Below are 19,317 nucleotides of genomic sequence, written 5' to 3'. Positions count from 1 at the left end.
CGTTTCTCCCTTCCCAACTTCATCTTAGTGGCTGAAGTTAAAATCATTAAATCGTTTATAAGTTTAAAAATAAAAAAAGGAGTTTTTATCATGAAAAACTGGAAAAAATATGCTTTTGCATCTGCTAGCGTAGTAGCTTTGGCTGCAAGTCTTGCTGCTTGTGGAAACCTTTCAGGTAACAACAAAAAAGCTGCTGACTCAGGATCAGGAGAAAAACCTGTTATTAAAATGTACCAAATCGGTGACAAACCAGACAACTTGGATGAATTGCTAGAAAATGCAAACAAAATCATCGAAGAAAAAGTTGGCGCTAAATTGGATATCCAATACCTTGGATGGGGTGACTACGGTAAGAAAATGTCCGTTATCACATCATCAGGTGAAAACTACGATATCGCTTTTGCAGATAACTACATCGTAAACGCGCAAAAAGGTGCTTATGCTGACTTGACAGAATTGTACAAGAAAGAAGGAGCAGAGCTTTATAAAGCACTTGACCCAGCTTACATCAAAGGGAACACTGTAAACGGTAAGATCTACGCTGTTCCAGTTGCGGCTAACGTTGCATCTTCACAAAACTTTGCCTTCAACGGAACTCTTCTTGCTAAATACGGTATCGACATTTCAGGTGTAAATTCATACGAAACACTTGAACCAGTCTTGAAACAAATCAAAGAAAAAGCTCCAGATGTAGTACCATTTGCAGTTACTAAGAACTTCATCCCTTCTGAAAACTTTGACTACCCAGTAGCAAACGGACTTCCATTCGTTATCGACCTTGAAGGGGATACTACTAAGATCGTAAACCGTTACGACGTTCCTCGTTTCAAAGAGCACTTGAAGACTCTTCACAAATTCTACGAAGCAGGATATATTCCAAAAGACGTAGCAACAAGCGACACTTCATTTGACCTTCAACAAGACACTTGGTTCGTTCGTGAAGAAACAGTAGGACCAGCTGACTACGGTAACAGCTTGCTCTCTCGTGTAGCTAACAAAGACATCCAAATCAAACCATTCACTAACTTCATCAAGAAAAACCAAACAACTCAAGTTGCTAACTTTGTTATCTCAAACAACTCTAAGAACAAAGAAAAATCAATGGAAGTGTTGAACCTCTTGAACACTAACCCTGAACTCTTGAACGGACTTGTTTACGGTCCAGAAGGCAAGAACTGGGAGAAAATTCCAGGTAAAGAAAACCGTGTTCGTGTCCTTGAAGGATACAAAGGAAACACTCACATGGGTGGATGGAACACTGGTAACAACTGGATCCTTTATATCAACGAAAACGTTACAGACCAACAAATCGAAGATTCTAAGAAACAATTGGCAGAAGCTAAAGAATCTCCAGCGCTTGGATTCATCTTTAACACTGATAGCGTAAAATCTGAAATCTCTGCAATCACTAACACAATGCAACAATTCGATACAGCTATCAACACTGGTACTGTAGACCCAGATAAAGCTATTCCAGAATTGATGGAAAAACTGAAATCTGAAGGTGCATACCAAAAAGTATTGGATGAAATGCAAAAACAATACGACGAATTTTTGAAAAGCAAAAAATCATAAGACAAACTGATTTCGTGTATTCATTCCTAAAAAATGTTATCACTACCTCCTCTGGGACTCCCGGGGGAGGTAGTGGTTTTTTTATTAGAGTAGCTAAAAGTAAAAAAATCTTGTTAAAAACTTTGTGAAATACCAGTATAAAATATAGATATCGATTAATTGGACTAATACCTCTATTAGTTTAATTAAGTAGATTTTTAGAATGAACTAGCATATAATAAGAGTACGATGAAAGCGCTTAACATTGTGAAATTTAACTGGATTTTGATTTAAGAAGTGGACAGGATTCCTTCTTAAATGTTTCATTTATGTCTGATTTCAGCTTGTTCATATTTTGTAAATTATGAAAGATTCAAGTGAAACACAGCAAGTGAAAATCCGATAAAAAGTTGTTTGCTATCCCTTTTGGGAACAAGAAATATTACATGAGGTTATTCATATGAAAAAAACACCCAATCGATGGTTAATTTTGGCTGCGGCCATTTTAACGAATCTCTCTCTAGGTGCAGGATATGCCTGGTCGGTCTTTCAGAAGGCACTCCTAGAAACCAATGCTAGTCAAGGATGGGTTCAAGCTCAGACCTCCTTAGCCTTTAGCATTTCTTTTGCTATGGTACCTGTTGGAATGATTCTTTTCGGTCCCAAAGTAGATTCGGTTGGACCTAAAAAGTTTGTCTTTCTAGGTGGTATTCTCTTTGGTACAGGGATGTTTGCGACTGGTTTTGCCAACTCACTACCCGTGCTTTATCTAACGTACGGTGTCATCCTAGGACTTGGTATCGGCTCTGCCTATGGGGCATCTACGTCCATTGCGACAAAGTGGTTCCCAGACAAAAAAGGCCTAGCTGGTGGATTGACAGCGGCAGGATTTGGCTTGGGTCCACTAATTATCGGACCGGTTGCAAAATCTTTGATTGCTTCTATGGGGATTTACTCTACCTTTAAGGTATTAGGTATTGTCCTTTTACTAGTGATCTGTACATCTTCCCTTGTTATGGCCAAAGCTCCTACTGTTGCTCCAGCGGCTGGGAATGCTCAACCGGAAGGAAAAACTTATAAAGAAATGCTCCGTGATGGAAATTACTGGCTTCTATGGTTGATTTATGTTCTTGGTGCTACAGGCGGAATGATGATTATCGGAACTGCAGCAGCAATCTCAGACCAATACCAACTTGTTGGAGAAGCGACCCTCTTTGTTATGCTGGTATCCATTGCAAATACATTTGGTCGTATCTTCTGGGGTACGGTATCTGATAAGATTGGCCGCTACCCTACCGTTATTGCCATGTTTGGAGCGGTTGCTACTGGCTTGTTGCTCACAGCCTTATTCAAAGGTCCTGGAAGCATCTTGGCCATCCTTGGAATCATGATGGTTGCCTTGTCATTTGGTGGCTTCCTCGGTTCCTTCCCAGGAATTACTGCTGAAAACTGGGGAGTGACCTACGTAGGGACAAACTATGGATGGATGTTTACTGCTTATGGAGTAGCTGCTATTGCTGGTCCTCAGTTAGGGGCACGTCTTGCACAGGCAGATCAAGGAGATTATACAATGGCCTTCTTTATCGTTATCGGTATGGCTATCATTGGTATTCTGCTCCAACTCTTCTATATGGCTAAAGCTAAAAAGGTTTAAAAATGAATCCTTGGATCATCCAAGGATTTTTTAAATTGGAGTAGACATTCGTTGGGATTAGCTCCTTTTTAATTTCCGGTCAAATAAATTGCATTCGTTTTCTCAAGTGGGTATACTAGAATAGTTGAATGAAAAATTCTGAAAATTTAAGAATAGAAAAGAGAACAAATCTTATGGCAAAAGATATTCGTGTCTTACTTTACTACCTCTATACCCCAATTGAAAATGCAGAGCAATTTGCTGCAGATCACTTGGCTTTCTGTAAATCAATCGGCCTTAAAGGTCGTATCCTAGTCGCTGACGAGGGAATCAATGGAACTGTTTCAGGTGACTACGAAACAACTCAAAAATACATGGACTACGTTCACAGCCTACCAGGAATGGAAGACCTCTGGTTCAAGATTGACGAAGAAAATGAACAAGCCTTCAAGAAGATGTTTGTTCGCTACAAGAAAGAAATTGTCCACCTTGGTTTGGAAGATAATGACTTTGACAACGATATCAACCCACTTGAAACAACGGGTGCCTACTTGTCTCCAAAAGAGTTCAAAGAAGCCCTTCTTGACGAAGATACCGTTGTCCTTGACACACGTAACGATTATGAGTACGACCTAGGACATTTCCGTGGGGCTATCCGCCCAGACATCCGCAACTTCCGTGAGTTGCCACAATGGGTTCGTGACAACAAGGAAAAATTTATGGACAAACGTGTCGTGGTTTACTGTACAGGTGGCGTTCGCTGTGAGAAATTCTCAGGTTGGATGGTTCGTGAAGGCTACAAAGATGTCGGCCAATTGCACGGAGGAATCGCAACTTACGGTAAAGACCCAGAAGTCCAAGGTGAGCTTTGGGATGGGAAAATGTATGTTTTTGACGAGCGTATCGCAGTTGATGTTAACCATGTCAACCCAACCATCGTAGGAAAAGACTGGTTTGATGGAACACCATGTGAACGTTATGTCAACTGTGGAAATCCCTTCTGTAATCGTCGTATCCTAACATCAGAAGAAAATGAAGACAAGTACCTTCGTGGATGCTCACACGAGTGTCGTGTTCATCCACGCAACCGCTATGTTTCAGAAAATGAATTGACACAAGCAGAAGTTGTTGAGCGCCTAGCAGCTATCGGTGAAAGCTTGGAAACAGTGGTAGCTCAGTAATAAGGAGAGATCCTAATGGAAAAATTTTGCGTTTATGGTAAATTAATTGCCAAAGAAGGAAAGGCGCAGGAACTTGCTGCTTATATGCAAGAAGTTGTTAAAGAAATGCAAAATCTTGATACTTGTTTCTGCTATATCTTAGGTGAGAAGGCAGATGAACCCAACAGCATCTATATTTATGAGGTTTGGGAGAGCGAGCAAGCTCACAATGACAGTCTGACCTTGGAAGTTTTTCAAAATCTCATTGCAAAAGCTAGACCTATTATTGCAGGCATGGAAAATTTACATAAGCTGACTATTTTTGATGGTAAGGCAAGTTTCTAAATTCCTAAGAAAAACTAAAAACTTTAGACGACTCAAGCGTCTAAAGTTTTTTCATCATTTATCTACAGGTAAAAGGTTTGTTGGACAGAGATTTGGGAAAGCAGACTATTTCCTCATGTTTTTGGGGCATCTCGCGGAGTATCACTTGATTTCTGATTTTCTTTCTTCGGTTTTGATTTTTTGTCCTTTCTTTTTGATGTGATATAATGAGCTTAAATAAATGGGAAAGGAGCAGGTCTATGTCTAAAGCTATCATGGAAGAAGTGGCAGCCTATCTGCGTCAGCATGCAGATGAAGAGCTGAGTCTGACCGATTTGGCTGAGCATTTCCATTATAGTCCTTTCCATCTATCCAGAACTTTCAAGAAAAAGATGGGATTTTCTATCAAGCAATATGTGGAAGCTCTTAAGATGGAAAAAGGGATTCAGGAGATTGTAGAAAGCCGGCAAAATGTGACCGAGACATCTATGGAAGCTGGTTATGATAGTCTAGGCAGTTTTTCCAATACTTTTAAGCGGCATACTGGACTTTCGCCTAAAAAATACTACCAAGAATCAACCAAGGCTTATGATTTTATGGTAAAACAGCTGGATGAGAAGGGAGCTTTATTGCATCAGGATACCGACTGTAAAAGCGGCAATCGATTGACTGTGGCGCTATCTTATCCTGAGGGCTATGAACCACGCATTAGCTGTGTCGGGCTTTTTAAAACCCGCATACCCAAAGAAGAGCCGGTTATCGGAGTCGCACTGAGTCAGGAGAGACGGTTTACTTTTGAAAATGTACCCGATGGTCGCTACTATCTTTTGGCCTGTGAATTGCTGGAGGATTTACGCCTAACTAAAAACTATGTCTTGAAGCATAACTTTCGCTGGGGCAGCGATGAGCCTCTCACTTTTGCAGGCGATAGCATCTATCAAGAGGAAATCAGCATGCGCAGGCCATTGCCGAGCGATCCACCTATTACAGTTAATCTTCCAGTTTTAATCATGCGTTCCCTAGCCAAACAAGCGCAATTGAGAATAAGAAAATTTTTATCCTAATTGATAAACTGATATTAGAGATTTATTCTCAGATATATAAAATTGGAGGAACAATAATGAAATTAGACGTGTTTTTAAGTTTTAATGGTCAGGCCGAAGAAGCTTTTCGTTTTTATGCTGACCTTTTTCAGACAGAGATTAAGGGACTTGTCCGAGCCAGTGAGATGATGGATCCAGCTGACCTTCCTGCAGAAAAACGGGATAAGCTTGCTTGGATTGCCTTAGATACGGAAAACTTAACCCTGAATGGTGAAGATGTAGGCATTTTTAACGACCTATCTATTCCTAGCAATCACCAGCCCAATCAGTGGTTGGTTCTGAGCCCAGACAGTAGAGAAGAAGCTGATGAGCTTTTTGCCAAGCTCGCTGAAGGTGGACAGATTCTCTATGCTCTAGAGAATCAATTTTTTGCTAAGTTTTATGCCCGCTTAATTGACCGTTTTGGTATCGGCTGGGATGTGATGATGATGTAGAGGAGAGCGATGGCATATAGTAAATCTTTAGCTCAACAGATTCGTACCATTTTAGCTACGGAACTTCCTCCTCGTATTTTCGAAGAAGAGGTAGAAGAGAAAAAAATGTTTGGTGGTTTGGCTTTTATGGTCCGAGGTAAAATGACCGTTACTGTAAGTTCGAGAAGTCAAGAACTTGTTATGGTACGCATCGGTAAGGAAATGGAAAAGCAGGTTCTGCCTAAAAATGGTGCTAGTGTGACGTTAATGAAGGGCAGGCTTTATCATGGCTATATTGATTTAGATGGCGAAGGACAAAAAGAACTGTCTTACTGGATTAAGCTAGCCTTGTCCTATAATCAGGAGCTGACGCAGCAGGGTAAAAAATAAGAAGTGCTCAGAATGAGTTTTGCTTTCTTAGAAGTTCATTCATTGCTTTTTTATGAAATTCAGATATATTCTCAGAATATGTATTGATTTTGTGACTTTAATTAGCAAGATTTTATGAAAATAAATCCTATACGAAGAAATGATGCTAAGAAGGAACATATAGGCAATTAAATTGATAAGCAAATTAAAAAGATCTACAATCATAAAAAGATATATGAGATTATAAAGAAATACTTACCTTAAATAAAGACGATTCCTTTGGTCGTCTTTATTGCATTTCTAGGGTGTGTGAATACCGATTACTTTTAGTCTGCTGAATGTCAAGCAATTTTCAGGGGCTGTTTTTCTATGCTTTTTGTCTAAAAATCTAAAGTTTGTTTCTGTATCTTTCAGGAAAATAGGTTATACTGTATGTAAACGATTTCAAAGGAGGCCAGTTATGGCGAAAATATTTTTTATCCCAAATAAAGAAAGCATTCTAGGACAACAGGAGGTCTTGACTGCCAAGTCTATCTTAGCCTTGGTGGAGGGCTTGGAGTCGCATAGTTATGATGCAGTCTATCTCCGTCAGCCCCTCAATCGTCTCGAGTATATCGAGTGTGGGATTGTAGGCCAGTCGCAATTTCTCTTTAAAGTGAACTATGCGGATAGTCGAAAAGGCTATCAAGTGGTGATTCCAGATTTTCTTACTAGAGCGGACTGGGAGATTGTAGAGACTCTCCTCCATGCCCTATCTGGTAAGTTGGGGGAAGAGGTAGAAGGGTTAGAAGGATTTGAGTTTGAAGTTTATTTCCGACAAACGGTCAAGCATTATCTAGATGATAAAGTAGCTCGTCTAGTCTATTGCCAAGGACTCTTGTCCCCTATCTATCTCAACAAGGACTACCTCAAGAGTTTTTTGGCTGAGGATGGATTGGCACGTTTTGAAGAGCTGGTCAAGAAGGTTCAAGGCTCTGATGCCTACCTTGCCAGTGTGAAATTTTACCCAGACGCCCAAGGCAAGGTGCACGGTATCTATCACCTAGCCCAGGGAGTCAAGACAATATTGCCAAAGGAACCCGTTGTACCAGCTCCTTATACCGAGCAACTGGCAGGCAAGGAGCTTGTTTGGGAGATTGACCTAGTGAAGATTTCTGGTGATGGATCAAAAGCAGAAGACTATGAAGCCATCGCTCGCTTGGATTATGAAAAATTTCTAGAGTCACTACCAAAAGCATTTTACCAGCAATTAGATGCCAATCAATTAGAAGTTCAACCCATCCTAGGACAAGATTTTGAAGGATTGGCAACCATCTAGTAGGCCTTGTTTAAAAAAGAGTAAGCATAAAAATCCCTGTCATTAACAAATGGCAGGGATTTTGATTAAAAGAATGTCAGGATGCGAAGGTAGTCCACTGTCAGCGCTAACTCTGCAATGAAGAAGGGTAAGAGAATGGCGCCATCAAGTAAGACAGCTAGCAGGAATCGATAAAATGGGTCGAGGCTACTGGTCTTACTTGGCTTGCTAATCACAAAGAGATTGCCAAGGGCAAAGATGGCCATGCTTAGAAGAGTGAGGATGCCAGCAAATCGCATGCCACCAAAGAGTGCAAAGAAACTTGCTAGAGCTGTTAGGATAAGTGGTATAGCAAAGAGTCTGCTATACCGATCGAAGGCTTCTTGGAATGTAAAGTCGCTCTCCTGATCCAGCACACGTCGGACAGTAAAGCCTCCCAGAATGATGGAAAAGTAAAATAGAGCGCTAGCGACCAAGATGGAGAGTCCAGCAAAGAGATTTAAAGGTGGGAGCTGGTTAGGTAAACTATTGGCAATAGAGGCCATATAGCCATAGTAGAGGTGCTTGATATGATAGATACTAAAGAAAAGATTAATAGAAGACAGCAAGGTGAGTAGGGCAAAGACACTGTAACGATGCTTTTGGTCCGTAGTTTTGCTGGCAGTTGGTTCTTGGATAGCATCCAGCAGCCAAGTCCAAAATAGTGCGATTTCTTCTTTGAATCGAGCAGTTTTACGAGGGTCAATATCTGGGATATAGGGGCTTTCTAAAGCTTTGCTGAAGATACTTTTCTCTTTTGCTGGTTTTTCTTGCTTGTGTTCCTCTTCAGCTTTCCCTTCTCCCTCTTCCTCGGTTTGGGCTTCTTCTATCGTTTCGGGAGCTTCCTCCTCATGCCTTTCCGACTCTTTAGGTAAGACAGGAGTTTCTTGGCTTGCTTGTTGTTCGGTTTCCACAGTTTCCGAAGTCTCTGGTTGGTCGGACTGGATTTCTGATTTCGTCTGAGCTGATTTCTTCTCAAGATCGGCGCTTTCAAACCATTCTTGTGTCATGGTGGAACCTCCTTTTTTATGGTCGTTTTCTATCTTTAGACTAGCAGATGAAAGCGTTTTTGTCAATGGTTTCTAGATGGAGAAGAGTACTCTTCTCTAGGTAGGTAGATATCCTGGTTGGCTTTTGCAATGAGCAGGTCCTTGATATCTGCTTTTTCCGTTTTATAAGGGTTGGCAAGTACATTCTCTTTTTGTCCACGATGTTCTTCTTTGGGTTGACGATAGATACCACCATGCTGAGAAGAAATTTCTAGATTGATACGGTCGGTCTCTTTCTGGGAGAGAATGAGTTGTAGAGTTGAATGAGCCTCTAGCTCGACCTTGCCGTGAACTTGGATATTTTCAGCATAGATGTGTGCTCCCTCCGTCTTGACCTGACTATCTGTCAATTCGGCATCAAAGATATTGATGATATGAGGTGCCGTTAGTGTGCTGTTCTTGATAGAACTTTCTGTTAGTCTTAAGAGATAGCCTTTTGTTTTGATGGTTGCATTTTCAAGGTTGGCTTGACGAATATTAGTTTGTCCACGATTGGCTGAGACGGTGATAGCTTGCAGCTTTCTTCCTTTAGGGAGGGAGAGAACGACTTCGTCAAAACGATGAGAATAGTTGCTGGCGATACGAAGTAGACCTTCGATTCCTGAACCGAGAAAACGATGTTGGGAGGCTTGTTTGTCAGTGACGTTCAGTGTTTTGTCACTCATGCCAGTACTTAGATCGTGACGATCAGACACGGGCGGATGATAGGTGATGTGGATCTTGTCATCTACAGACTCTGTGATGGTTAGGCTATGTTCTTCAAGGGCTAGATCAAGTTTTTCCACTTCATTTCCAAAGGTCACTTCTTCGATACGATTGTCATAGATGGGGTCTTTTGACATGGCAAGCAAACTTTGAATACCATTGGACTGGGCCCCTACAATGATCAAGATAAAACCAAGGATTGTAGAAATCACACCAAAGATGAGAAATCCTTTTGTCAATTTACGCATGTCTGTCACCTCTCTTTCCTTTTTTAAGAATCCATTGCACCAAGCGGACGACTAGGAGGCCAAAGAAACGAGCTACATAGGAGATACCTAGTAGAACAAGAGAAGAAGCACCGATAGAAAGCAAACCGGCCCCAAAAATCAAGATAAAGGCAGATTTGGCTTCGACTAGGACGCTAAAGCTCTCTACGATAAAGAGTCCACCTAGCAGGATACCCGTTACAGAGACGGTAAAGAAGGCTAAAATGACGGAGACAGCTGCGATAAAAAGCCCGATAATGGTTAAGATAATTGCAATTCCAACAGGAATGCCGATAGGGGCTGCTAGTAAGGCCAAGAGGGCAATGTGTAGCAGTTGGCGGTCATTCTTTTGAGCAGGGCCTTCATTGGCCTTTTTGTCGAGGAGGTTAGAGAGGACATCATGAGCTGCTTCTTTTGGTGTTCCTAGACTGGCAATGAGTTCCTCTTCGCCCTCTGAACCTGCATCGTCAAATAGTTCCTTAAAGTAGTCCATAGCTTCGATGCGGTCAGCTTCAGGCAGTTTATTGAGATAGGTTTCTAACTGAGTCAGATAGTCAGTTCTTGTCATGGCGGATACTCCCTTCTATGATGCCGTTGACGGTGTCGGTATAGAGCGTCCACTCTTCCTTTAGAGTAACGAGCTGCTCTACGCCCCGATTGGTCAAGGAGTAGTATTTGCGCATACGCCCCTGAAACTCTCTAGAGTAGGTGGTCAGAAAGCCACTGGCTTCCAATTTTTTGAGAATGGGATAGAGCGTAGATTCTTTGATATTGGCGATGAGCTTAATAGTTTGACTAATCTCATAACCATAAGAATCCCCCTGCTCCAGTACAGCCAAGATGAGAAACTCGATCAAGGCAGAGGATGTTGGGAAGTACATGGGAAACCTCCTTTATATTATATAAAAATTTTATATATACTCTTTTCAAATATATTGTATCTCAAGTTGAAAGCCCTGTCAAGAAATATGTGTAAAAATTTTACATATAAAAAACTCCTAGTAAAAACTAGAAGTTTAAAGGATTTTTTCAGACCGATCCACCATAAAGAGTGAGACGGTCATGATGATATCGATGACTAGAAGGGCAAGGACAGCTGGGATCCAAGATTGAAAAAGTTCAAAACTATAACCAAACAAGGCAGGTCCAAAAGCAGCTAAGATGTAGCCCCCTGTTTGCGCTAGTCCTGATAGCTGAGCTGTCTTTTCAGGAGAACTGGTTTTAAGAGAAAAGCAAACCATGAGGTAGGGGAAGAGGGCACTGCAGGCCGTTCCAATCAAGAGATGGACGACTAACCAGTAGAGGAAATTATTAGCTGGATACAAGAGCATGGCAATTCCTGTCATCCCAGCGATAGAGATAATTGCTAGCATGATTCGACGGTGACCATCTGACAGACGAGTCGTCAGACTTGGAACAGTCATTGAAAAAGGAATGCTGATCAGTGAGAAAATAGAAGCAAGGAGAGCCGCATCACTATTAGAAATACCAGCACTAACAGCCATAGTTGGCAACCAGGTCATGCTTGTATAAAAGAGCAAGGACTGAAGCCCGCCAAAGATAATGATAGCCCAGACATCTTTACTTTTTAGAATATTCTCTTTGACTTGCTTTTCTTTTTGGCTTTCTAGGTGGTGGTTGTGGCGATGATTTGGCAACCAGACTAGCAGAGTGACCAGACAGAGAAAGCTGAGAACGAGGATGAGTCCCTTCCAAGAACTAGCTTGGGTGATAGGGACCGAAAGATAAGAAGCGATGGCTGTCGAAATTCCCATGGCAGTGACATAGAGAGTTGTTAGGAAACTAATCTTTTGAGGCTGATTTGCCTGGATCATACTTGGGAGGAGTACATTGAAGATCGCAATGCTTGCTCCCACAATTAGGGTCCCTAGATAGAGAAGGGGAAGATTGAAAATCCGAATGACAGAGCCAACAGTTAAGAGGAGAAGACAGTAAGTAAAGAGATGTTCCAACCCGATTTTTTGTGCCAAGCGGCTCGCAAAAGCAGAGAAAAGAGCAAACATCAAGAGAGGGAGACTGGTTAAAATCCCAAGAGAGCTAACCTCCACTCCTAGTCCCTGAGCGATATCTCCTAAAATAGTTGGAAGAGCAGTAAAGGGAGAGCGTAAAACAGTCCCGATTAAGACAATTCCTAGAACAAAAAAGAGTGATTGTTTTTTCATAAAAACCTCGATAGGATGATTTTAATAACAGCTTATTTTAAGGTTTTTTCCTTATAATGTCAAGTAATGGCAGCCAAGACAGATCAATCAATGGAAGTGAAAATAAAGTGAAAAGAGACAGATTTCTTTACTAGAATTTTCCTTGATTTGATATAAAAATAGGAAACTAGGAGAATTTGTGATAAAATAGTGGAAGGAAATCTATACATTGGAGAAAAACTGTGCCTGAAAAGCAAAAAATCAGCGTCTTGATGTCGGTCTATGTAAAGGAAAATCCGACGTTTTTAAGAGATGCTATCAAAAGTGTTCAAAACCAGACCTTGAAACCGAGCGAGCTTGTTCTTGTTGAGGACGGGCCGCTCACACCCGAACTCTATCAGGTGCTAGATGAAGTGGAAACTCAGTCAGACATTCCAGTTAAACGGTGCCCCTTAGAACAAAACCAAGGTTTAGGCTTGGCTCTTCGATACGGTGTTTTACAGTGCCAGTATGACATTATTGCCCGCATGGATACGGATGATTTAGCCGTTCCGGATCGTTTTGAGAAACAGCTTCAGCTAATGGAGAAAGAAGATCTCGACCTCTTAGGTGGGCATATCGCAGAGTTCATTGACAATCCAGATGAGATTGTGTCTTATCGTCGTGTTCCAACTCAGCATGCAGACATTGTGGCTTATCAGAGAATGAGAAGCGCCTTTAACCATATGACAGTCATGTTCAAAAAGGACATGGTCCTCAAGGCGGGCAACTATGAAGATGGCCTTTACATGGAGGATGACCTCCTTTGGCTCAATATGATTGCTGCAGGTGCCAAGACTGGGAACCTAGATCAAATCTTGTGTAAGGTTCGTGTCGGTGCAGGGATGTTTGAGCGTCGAGGTGGCTTGCGTTACCTTAAACTCTATCGTCAAGCTCGCCAACGGATGCTTGAGCGAGGGCAAATTTCTTACATGGAATATGCTAAAAGTGTAGCCATTCAGGCCATTGTTGCACTTTGTCCAGGCTTTGTACGTCAGTTTATCTTCGTCAAACTTTTAAGAAAGAGAAAGTAAGCCCCGATAGACTGAATGATTCAGGTTATCATAACAACAGTATCATCTGACTCTTTTAAGGGGGAGTAAATTCCTATGAATAAAAAACTAACAGATTATGTTATTGATCTGGTTGAAATTTTGAATAAACAACAAAAACAGGTGTTTTGGGGGATATTCGACATTCTGAGTATGGTGGTTTCCATCATCGTATCTTATATCTTGTTTTATGGCCTAATAAATCCTGCGCCTGTGGACTACGTGATCTATACTCTTTTAGCCTTCTTCTTCTATCAGATTATGATTGCTTTTTGGGGGCTGAATGCTAGTATTAGCCGCTACAGTAAGATTACGGATTTCATGAAAATCTTTTTTGGAGTAACATTTAGTAGTGTTCTTTCCTATGGAATCTGCTATGCCTTTCTTCCACTATTTTCTATCCGTTTCATCGTACTTTTCATTTTGTTGAGTACCTTCCTCATCTTGCTTCCTCGTATCACTTGGCAATTGATTTACTCCAAACGTAAAAAAGGTAGTGGAGATGGAGAACACCGTCGGACCTTCTTGATTGGTGCTGGTGATGGTGGTGCCCTCTTTATGAACAGCTACCAGCATCCAACTAGCGAGCTTGAGCTGGTGGGGATTTTGGATAATGATGAAAAGAAAAAGGGACAAAAACTAGGTGGAATTCCAGTTTTGGGCTCCTATGACAATCTGCCTGAATTGGCTAAACGTCACCAAATCGAGCGTGTCATCGTAGCGATTCCTTCACTTGACCCTTCAGAGTACGAACGCATCTTGCAGATGTGTAATAAGCTAGGCGTCAAATGTTACAAGATGCCTAAGGTTGAGACAGTTGTGCAAGGACTTCACCAACCAGGTGGAGGCAGCGGCTTCCAGAAAATTGATATCACAGACCTTTTAGGACGCCAGGAAATTCGTCTGGATGAGTCCCGTCTGGGTTCAGAACTGACAGGTAAGACTATCTTGGTGACAGGAGCTGGTGGTTCGATTGGTTCGGAGATTTGTCGTCAGGTTAGCCGCTTCAATCCAGAGCGTGTCATCTTGCTGGGGCATGGCGAAAATTCCATCTACCTCGTTTATCATGAATTGATCCGTACATTCCAAGGGATTGATTATGTTCCTATCATTGCAGATATTCAGGACTACGACCGTCTCTTGCAGGTGTTTGAGCAGTACAAGCCAGCCATTGTCTACCATGCCGCTGCCCACAAGCACGTTCCGATGATGGAGCGCAATCCAAAAGAAGCCTTCAAAAACAATATCCTCGGAACCTACAATGTTGCCAAGGCTGTGGATGAGGCCAAAGTACCTAAGATGGTCATGATTTCGACTGACAAGGCGGTCAATCCACCCAATGTTATGGGTGCAACTAAGCGCGTGGCAGAATTGATTGTCACTGGCTTTAACCAACGTAGCAAATCAACCTACTGTGCAGTTCGTTTTGGGAATGTTCTCGGTAGCCGTGGTAGCGTGATTCCTGTCTTTGAACGTCAAATTGCTGAAGGTGGTCCTGTAACGGTGACAGACTTCCGTATGACACGTTACTTCATGACCATTCCAGAGGCCAGTCGTCTGGTAATCCATGCAGGCGCTTATGCCAAGGACGGAGAAGTCTTTATCCTTGACATGGGCAAACCAGTCAAGATCTATGACTTGGCTAAGAAAATGGTCCTTCTAAGTGGACACACTGAAAGTGAAATTCCAATCGTTGAAGTTGGGATTCGACCAGGGGAAAAACTCTATGAAGAACTCTTGGTTTCGACCGAATTGGTTGATAATCAAGTCATGGACAAGATTTTCGTTGGTAAGGTAAATGTCATGCCTCTAGAAGCCATCAATCAAAAAATAGAGGAGTTCCGTTCACTCAGTGGAGATGAGCTCAAAGAAGCGATCATTTCTTTTGCAAATGAAACAACCCATGCTGAGTAAGGATTTCGACTGATTTTTAAAATGAAAATGCTAAACCAGTTTTCTGTTTAAAGCAGGAGGCTGGTTTTTGAGGATTAAGTAGATCTGAAACGATAAATTTATTTTCGAAAGCAAGATAAAGATATGGGCTAGATGGTAAATAGATATAATGAAAGGAGGTCCATGCATGCTGAATGCTTATAAAAATTTTTGGAAGGGGTATTTAAATTTTTCTGGTCGTTCTACACGTCCAGAGTTTTGGTGGGTTTGGCTGCTAAATATGGTGATTTTCTTTCCCGTCTATTACTCGCTGTTTACTGGATTAGAATTTGATAATCCCATCATGAATATAGCGCTTTTCAGTATGTGTATTATTTTGTTGCTAGTTGAGTTTGTTCCTCTACTAGCACTGATAGTACGTCGCTTACGAGATGTGGGTATCCATTGGGCCTATATCTTTATTGTATTTGTTCCTTTGGGTGCAGTAACACTGCTCGTTATGCTCGCTATGCCCAGTCAACGCTTTAGAGAAAAAGTGATAAAAAATAGTGAAAAAAATGAAGAGAATAAGCAAGACTCTCAGTTTGAAGACATGGTACGAAAATATTAAGCTATTTTTAGTCTAGTTAAAAACGGCTGAGTCGTTTCATAGCAAATAATCGTTTATAGTAACAACCTATACAAAAAAATACTCCTCAACCTAGTTCACTAGTGTTAGGAGTATTTTTGTATGGTGTATCATTTATAGCTGCTTAATGATATCGTCAATGGTATGGGCAATCCAGTCAGGTTGATAGTTGAGCAAATCAGCCTCTTCTCCAAATCCCCAAGTAACAGCGAACTTTTTAATACCAGTTTCTTGGGCTCCAATCATATCAAACTTGGTGTCCCCGATAATGAGGACTTGGTCTGCGGGCAGTTGATGCATCTGTAAGGCATAACGGATGACATCCGCCTTGTGTGGCGTTTCAGGACTAGAACCGTAAATGCCATCAAAGAAATGATGGATCCCCAGATTTTTAGTCATATCATGGGCAGTCGGAGTATTCTTTGTTGTAGTGATATAGAGAGGGTAGTTTTGTGAGAGTTCTTGGAGCAATTCCGTCATTCGGGGGAAAAGCTCTGCTTCGTGAATCCCTTTTTTCTTGTAGTAAGAACGGTAGATTTGAACAGCTTCTGAGATTTGTTCTTTCGGAAGGCAAGTCGCAAAACTACTTTCAAGGGGCGGGCCCATGAAACTACGAATAGTTTTGGCATCAGGGCTTGGAACTCCTAGCTCTTTAAAGGTATGGGTAAAGGCATTGTGGATCCCGAGGGAACTGTCAACCAGAGTTCCGTCTAGATCAAAAAAGATTGCTGAGATAGAGGGCATACTTTCTCCTAATAGATATATATGAGTTTATTCGCCAAAGATTTCTTTTTGTAGGCGACGACCAGTCGGGGTGGCTGCGAGTCCACCTTCAGCTGTTTCACGAAAGGCAGTTGGGAGGCTGGATCCGACTTGGTACATGGCATCGATAACTTCATCGACAGGGATTTTAGACTCGATACCTGCCAAGGCCATATCAGCCGCGATAAAGGCAAAGCTGGCTCCCATGGCATTTCGTTTGACACAAGGAACTTCAACCAAACCAGCGACAGGGTCACAGATGAGACCTAGCATATTTTTAATGACAAAGGCGATGGCTTGGCTAGCCTGATAGGGCGTTCCACCTGCGGCCAAGGTCAAGGCTGCGGCACTCATGGCAGAGGCAGAGCCGACTTCGGCCTGACAACCACCTTCAGCACCTGAGATAGAAGCGTTGTTTGCGATAACCAATCCAAAGGCACCCGCGGCAAAGAGGAAATCAAGTTGTTCTTCATGGCTAAGGTCTAATTTTTGGATAGCAGCAGTGAGAACAGCTGGCAAACAACCAGCGCTTCCTGCGGTTGGAGTGGCGCAGACCAAGCCCATTTTAGCGTTGTGTTCATTGACTGCGATGGCATTTCGGGCTGCTGATAGGATGGTAAAGTCTGACAAGGCCTTGCCACTTTTGAGATGGCGGTCTAGTTTGGCCGCATCTCCACCCGTTAAGCCGCTACGGGATTTATTTTCACTGAGGCCGAGCTCGACAGAGGCTTTCATGACTTCTAGATTGCGTTCCATGAGGAGGAGAACTTCTGGTCGTTCCCGACCGGTTAGTTGATATTCTGTTGCAATCATGAGTTCTGCGACATTTCCTTGGAAGTCTAGATCCGCCTGCTCGACCAATTCTTTGATAGAATAAAACATGTTTCCTCCTACTTAAAGAAATTGACATTGTGGAGATGAGGGATTTTTCGGATTTCTTCAATCGCCTCTTCGCAACTTCGACTATCGACTTCGATAATCATGATGGCTTTTTCTCCAGCTTTTTCTCGAGTCACATTCATCTGAGCGATGTTGATATCAAAACGAGAGAGGGCTTCTGTGACATGGGCAATCATACCTGGAATATCCTGATGTACGATAATGATGGTCGGGGTATTCATGTTGAGAGAGACGGCAAAGCCATTGAGTTCCGTAACTTGAATATTTCCCCCACCAATGGAAATCCCTGTCACACTAATGGACTTATGGTCATTCTTTACAGTGATTTTAGTGGTGTTAGGGTGAGGAGCATTGCTGTCTTTCTGAATGGTCCAGACAATCTTGATGCCCCGTTTATGGGCAATCTCGAGACTGTTTGGGATGTCGGGATCGTCCGTATCCATACCTAAAATACCAGCGACGAGAGCAAGGTCAGTTCCATGACCACGGTAGGTCTTGGCAAATGAGTTAAATAATTGAAATTCTACCTCTGTTGGCGTATCGTCAAAGATGGATGAGACGATTTTCCCGATACGAACGGCACCAGCTGTATGGCTACTTGATGGACCAATCATGACAGGTCCGATAATATCAAAGACAGATTGAAAACGAAGTGAGTGCATCTGTTTCCCCTTACAAAGATTCTTATATCTATTATATCAAAGAATGAACCTCTGCGCTTATTTCCCTTATTAAAACCTCAAAATGATTAAAGATGGTATAAAACAAGGTCTTTTGTGACAAAAACCTCCGTAAAACGGTAAATATAAAACATTTTTGTAATATTTCTACACGAAACCGTCAAGAAACAGTAATATTCGAGGAGTAAAATAGTATCATAGATAAAAAGGAGAATTTTTAGATATGTCATTAACAACTAAAAAAATTAAAACAACTTTTGCAGGAATAGCAGCTTTTCTTGCTTTCTTTGCTCCAGCCCTTGCATCTGCCCAAGAAAATGTAACTTACACAGTTAAACCAGGCGATACTCTTTCAGAAATCGCTGAGAAGTACAACACTACTGTTGAAAAATTGGCAGAAAAAAACAAGATTGAAAACATCCACTTGATCTTTGTGGACCAAGTCTTGGTCATCGAAGGAACAGCTCCATCGACAGTAACAGCAACCGCTGCAGCTTCTGCGACAACTTATGAAGCACCAGCTGCTACAGAAGAAACTGCAGAAGAAACAACTGAAACAACAACCTATGAAGCGCCAGCTGCACCAGCAGCTCCAGTAGCAGAAAGCAACACTGCAGCAGCTTCTACAGTAAGTGGTTCTGAAGCAGAAGCAAAAGAATGGATCGCTCAAAAAGAATCAGGTGGTAGTTACACAGCTACAAACGGACGTTACATCGGACGTTACCAATTGACAGATTCATACTTGAACGGTGACTACTCAGCTGAAAACCAAGAACGTGTAGCAGATGCCTACGTTGCAGGACGTTACGGTTCATGGACAGCTGCCAAGAACTTCTGGCTTAACAACGGTTGGTATTAAGAACTAGCTAACAGAAAAATATGTAAAAGTCGAGGAAATCCCTCGACTTTTTTATATTTCCTTTGGTTGATGATAGGTCTCTACTTCTTTTTTGAGATGAGCTAGCATGGAGGTTTCATCGGTTAGTTCCAGAAGGGAGAAACCTTTTTGGATAAGTTTAGAATCATCCGTACAAATCCCAATACGGACATAGCAGATAGCAAGCCTATCGTAGCTTTTCTTGTTCTTGGCATCTTCTAGTAAAGTATAGCATATTTGTTTACACATATTTCTATCTTGATTGTATAAGTAAATGGTGGAGAGGTTGAGTAGGATTGCCATTCGCAAGTCATATAAATGTTGATAGTTTTTATAGACTTCTAAGCGTTGCAAGATTTTTCCAGTGATGAGATGGATATGTTCTATAGGAAAGGTAAAGAGAATGGTATTG

The 19,317-nt window shown here is 41.8% G+C and carries 20 protein-coding genes and 1 pseudogene; 12 read left to right on the top strand and 9 right to left on the bottom strand.

Translation table 11 applies throughout. From position 1 onward, the window contains the following. The first annotated feature begins 90 nt into the window (after nt 1–90). The 8 genes from SORDD24_RS03835 to SORDD24_RS03800 all read left to right on the top strand — a co-directional run bounded on the left by SORDD24_RS03835 (nt 91) and on the right by SORDD24_RS03800 (nt 7,874). A complete protein-coding gene (locus SORDD24_RS03835; protein WP_000800426.1) occupies nt 91–1,575 on the top strand; it encodes an ABC transporter substrate-binding protein in 1,485 nt (494 codons plus the stop codon). A 439-nt stretch (nt 1,576–2,014) separates the two neighbouring features. Continuing rightward, nucleotides 2,015–3,208: an L-lactate MFS transporter gene (locus tag SORDD24_RS03830; RefSeq protein WP_061407600.1), complete on the top strand. Its 1,194-nt coding sequence runs from the start codon at nt 2,015–2,017 to the stop codon at nt 3,206–3,208. Between the two features lie 173 nt (nt 3,209–3,381). Further along, nucleotides 3,382–4,368: an oxygen-dependent tRNA uridine(34) hydroxylase TrhO gene (locus SORDD24_RS03825; RefSeq protein WP_061407597.1), complete on the top strand. Its 987-nt coding sequence runs from the start codon at nt 3,382–3,384 to the stop codon at nt 4,366–4,368. Between the two features lie 15 nt (nt 4,369–4,383). After that, entirely contained in the window at nt 4,384–4,692 is a 309-nt protein-coding gene (locus tag SORDD24_RS03820) for a putative quinol monooxygenase (protein WP_061407594.1), read from the top strand. 239 nt (nt 4,693–4,931) lie between these two features. Then, nucleotides 4,932–5,735: a helix-turn-helix transcriptional regulator gene (locus tag SORDD24_RS03815; RefSeq protein WP_061407590.1), complete on the top strand. Its 804-nt coding sequence runs from the start codon at nt 4,932–4,934 to the stop codon at nt 5,733–5,735. A 56-nt stretch (nt 5,736–5,791) separates the two neighbouring features. Beyond that, nucleotides 5,792–6,208: a VOC family protein gene (locus tag SORDD24_RS03810; protein WP_061407587.1), complete on the top strand. Its 417-nt coding sequence runs from the start codon at nt 5,792–5,794 to the stop codon at nt 6,206–6,208. Between the two features lie 9 nt (nt 6,209–6,217). Next, nucleotides 6,218–6,577, top strand: a complete 360-nt coding sequence (locus SORDD24_RS03805; RefSeq protein ID WP_061407582.1) for a TfoX/Sxy family protein — start codon at nt 6,218–6,220, stop codon at nt 6,575–6,577. 439 nt (nt 6,578–7,016) lie between these two features. Further along, nucleotides 7,017–7,874: a DUF4299 family protein gene (locus SORDD24_RS03800; RefSeq protein ID WP_061407579.1), complete on the top strand. Its 858-nt coding sequence runs from the start codon at nt 7,017–7,019 to the stop codon at nt 7,872–7,874. A 65-nt stretch (nt 7,875–7,939) separates the two neighbouring features. On the opposite strand, the gene SORDD24_RS03795 is transcribed toward SORDD24_RS03800, so the two are convergent. The 5 genes from SORDD24_RS03795 to SORDD24_RS03775 all read right to left on the bottom strand — a co-directional run bounded on the left by SORDD24_RS03795 (nt 7,940) and on the right by SORDD24_RS03775 (nt 12,095). After that, the gene (locus SORDD24_RS03795; protein ID WP_061407576.1) at nt 7,940–8,902 is read right to left on the bottom strand and encodes a DUF6574 domain-containing protein; all 963 of its coding nucleotides are present in this window, start codon (nt 8,900–8,902) and stop codon (nt 7,940–7,942) included. 62 nt (nt 8,903–8,964) lie between these two features. Continuing rightward, a complete protein-coding gene (locus SORDD24_RS03790; RefSeq protein ID WP_061407573.1) occupies nt 8,965–9,894 on the bottom strand; it encodes a DUF4097 family beta strand repeat-containing protein in 930 nt (309 codons plus the stop codon). Continuing rightward, the gene (locus SORDD24_RS03785; RefSeq protein ID WP_061407569.1) at nt 9,887–10,480 is read right to left on the bottom strand and encodes a DUF1700 domain-containing protein; all 594 of its coding nucleotides are present in this window, start codon (nt 10,478–10,480) and stop codon (nt 9,887–9,889) included. Before SORDD24_RS03785 ends, SORDD24_RS03790 begins: the two co-directional genes overlap by 8 nt. Next, nucleotides 10,467–10,793, bottom strand: a complete 327-nt coding sequence (locus tag SORDD24_RS03780; protein ID WP_000273860.1) for a PadR family transcriptional regulator — start codon at nt 10,791–10,793, stop codon at nt 10,467–10,469. The genes SORDD24_RS03785 and SORDD24_RS03780 overlap by 14 nt, the downstream gene beginning before the upstream one ends. 135 nt (nt 10,794–10,928) lie before the next feature. Then, on the bottom strand, nt 10,929–12,095 hold the full coding sequence (locus SORDD24_RS03775) for a CynX/NimT family MFS transporter (RefSeq protein ID WP_061407566.1): 1,167 nt from the start codon (nt 12,093–12,095) through the stop codon (nt 10,929–10,931). Nucleotides 12,096–12,316: 221 nt separating this feature from the next. Between SORDD24_RS03775 and SORDD24_RS03770 the strand changes: the two genes are divergently transcribed. From SORDD24_RS03770 to SORDD24_RS03760, 3 genes are all read left to right on the top strand, one after another. Continuing rightward, nucleotides 12,317–13,147, top strand: a complete 831-nt coding sequence (locus SORDD24_RS03770) for a glycosyltransferase (protein WP_061407563.1) — start codon at nt 12,317–12,319, stop codon at nt 13,145–13,147. A gap of 75 nt (nt 13,148–13,222) precedes the next feature. Next, complete coding sequence (locus SORDD24_RS03765) at nt 13,223–15,079, top strand: polysaccharide biosynthesis protein (RefSeq protein WP_061407559.1); 1,857 nt, start codon at nt 13,223–13,225, stop codon at nt 15,077–15,079. Between the two features lie 166 nt (nt 15,080–15,245). Then, nucleotides 15,246–15,668 (top strand): DUF805 domain-containing protein, encoded by a 423-nt coding sequence (locus tag SORDD24_RS03760; RefSeq protein WP_061407558.1) that lies wholly within the window; start codon nt 15,246–15,248, stop codon nt 15,666–15,668. Nucleotides 15,669–15,800: 132 nt separating this feature from the next. Here the strand turns inward: SORDD24_RS03760 and SORDD24_RS03755 are convergent, their stop codons facing one another. Genes SORDD24_RS03755 through sdaAB form a run of 3 tightly spaced genes read right to left on the bottom strand, consistent with a single transcriptional unit; the run spans nt 15,801 to nt 18,010 of the window. Then, nucleotides 15,801–16,430 carry an HAD-IA family hydrolase gene (locus SORDD24_RS03755; protein WP_061407555.1) on the bottom strand — a complete coding sequence of 210 codons (630 nt, stop codon included), beginning with the start codon at nt 16,428–16,430 and terminating at the stop codon, nt 15,801–15,803. A 27-nt stretch (nt 16,431–16,457) separates the two neighbouring features. Next, nucleotides 16,458–17,330 (bottom strand): L-serine ammonia-lyase, iron-sulfur-dependent, subunit alpha, encoded by an 873-nt coding sequence (sdaAA, locus tag SORDD24_RS03750; RefSeq protein WP_000500031.1) that lies wholly within the window; start codon nt 17,328–17,330, stop codon nt 16,458–16,460. 8 nt (nt 17,331–17,338) lie between these two features. Continuing rightward, nucleotides 17,339–18,010 carry an L-serine ammonia-lyase, iron-sulfur-dependent subunit beta gene (sdaAB, locus tag SORDD24_RS03745; RefSeq protein ID WP_061407551.1) on the bottom strand — a complete coding sequence of 224 codons (672 nt, stop codon included), beginning with the start codon at nt 18,008–18,010 and terminating at the stop codon, nt 17,339–17,341. 241 nt (nt 18,011–18,251) lie between these two features. Here sdaAB and SORDD24_RS03740 point away from each other — a divergent pair, with 241 nt between their 5' ends. Beyond that, complete coding sequence (locus SORDD24_RS03740; protein WP_061407548.1) at nt 18,252–18,887, top strand: aggregation-promoting factor; 636 nt, start codon at nt 18,252–18,254, stop codon at nt 18,885–18,887. A 51-nt stretch (nt 18,888–18,938) separates the two neighbouring features. Here the strand turns inward: SORDD24_RS03740 and SORDD24_RS11635 are convergent. After that, a pseudogene (locus SORDD24_RS11635) lies at nt 18,939–19,317 on the bottom strand (DNA-binding protein); the annotation flags it as partial.

Origin of the sequence: Streptococcus oralis (assembly GCF_001579175.1) — a bacterium.
GTDB classification, from domain to species: domain Bacteria; phylum Bacillota; class Bacilli; order Lactobacillales; family Streptococcaceae; genus Streptococcus; species Streptococcus oralis_O.
The sequence above is the reverse complement of the archived record's forward strand: the minus strand, read 5'-3'. Positions and strand labels throughout refer to the sequence as shown.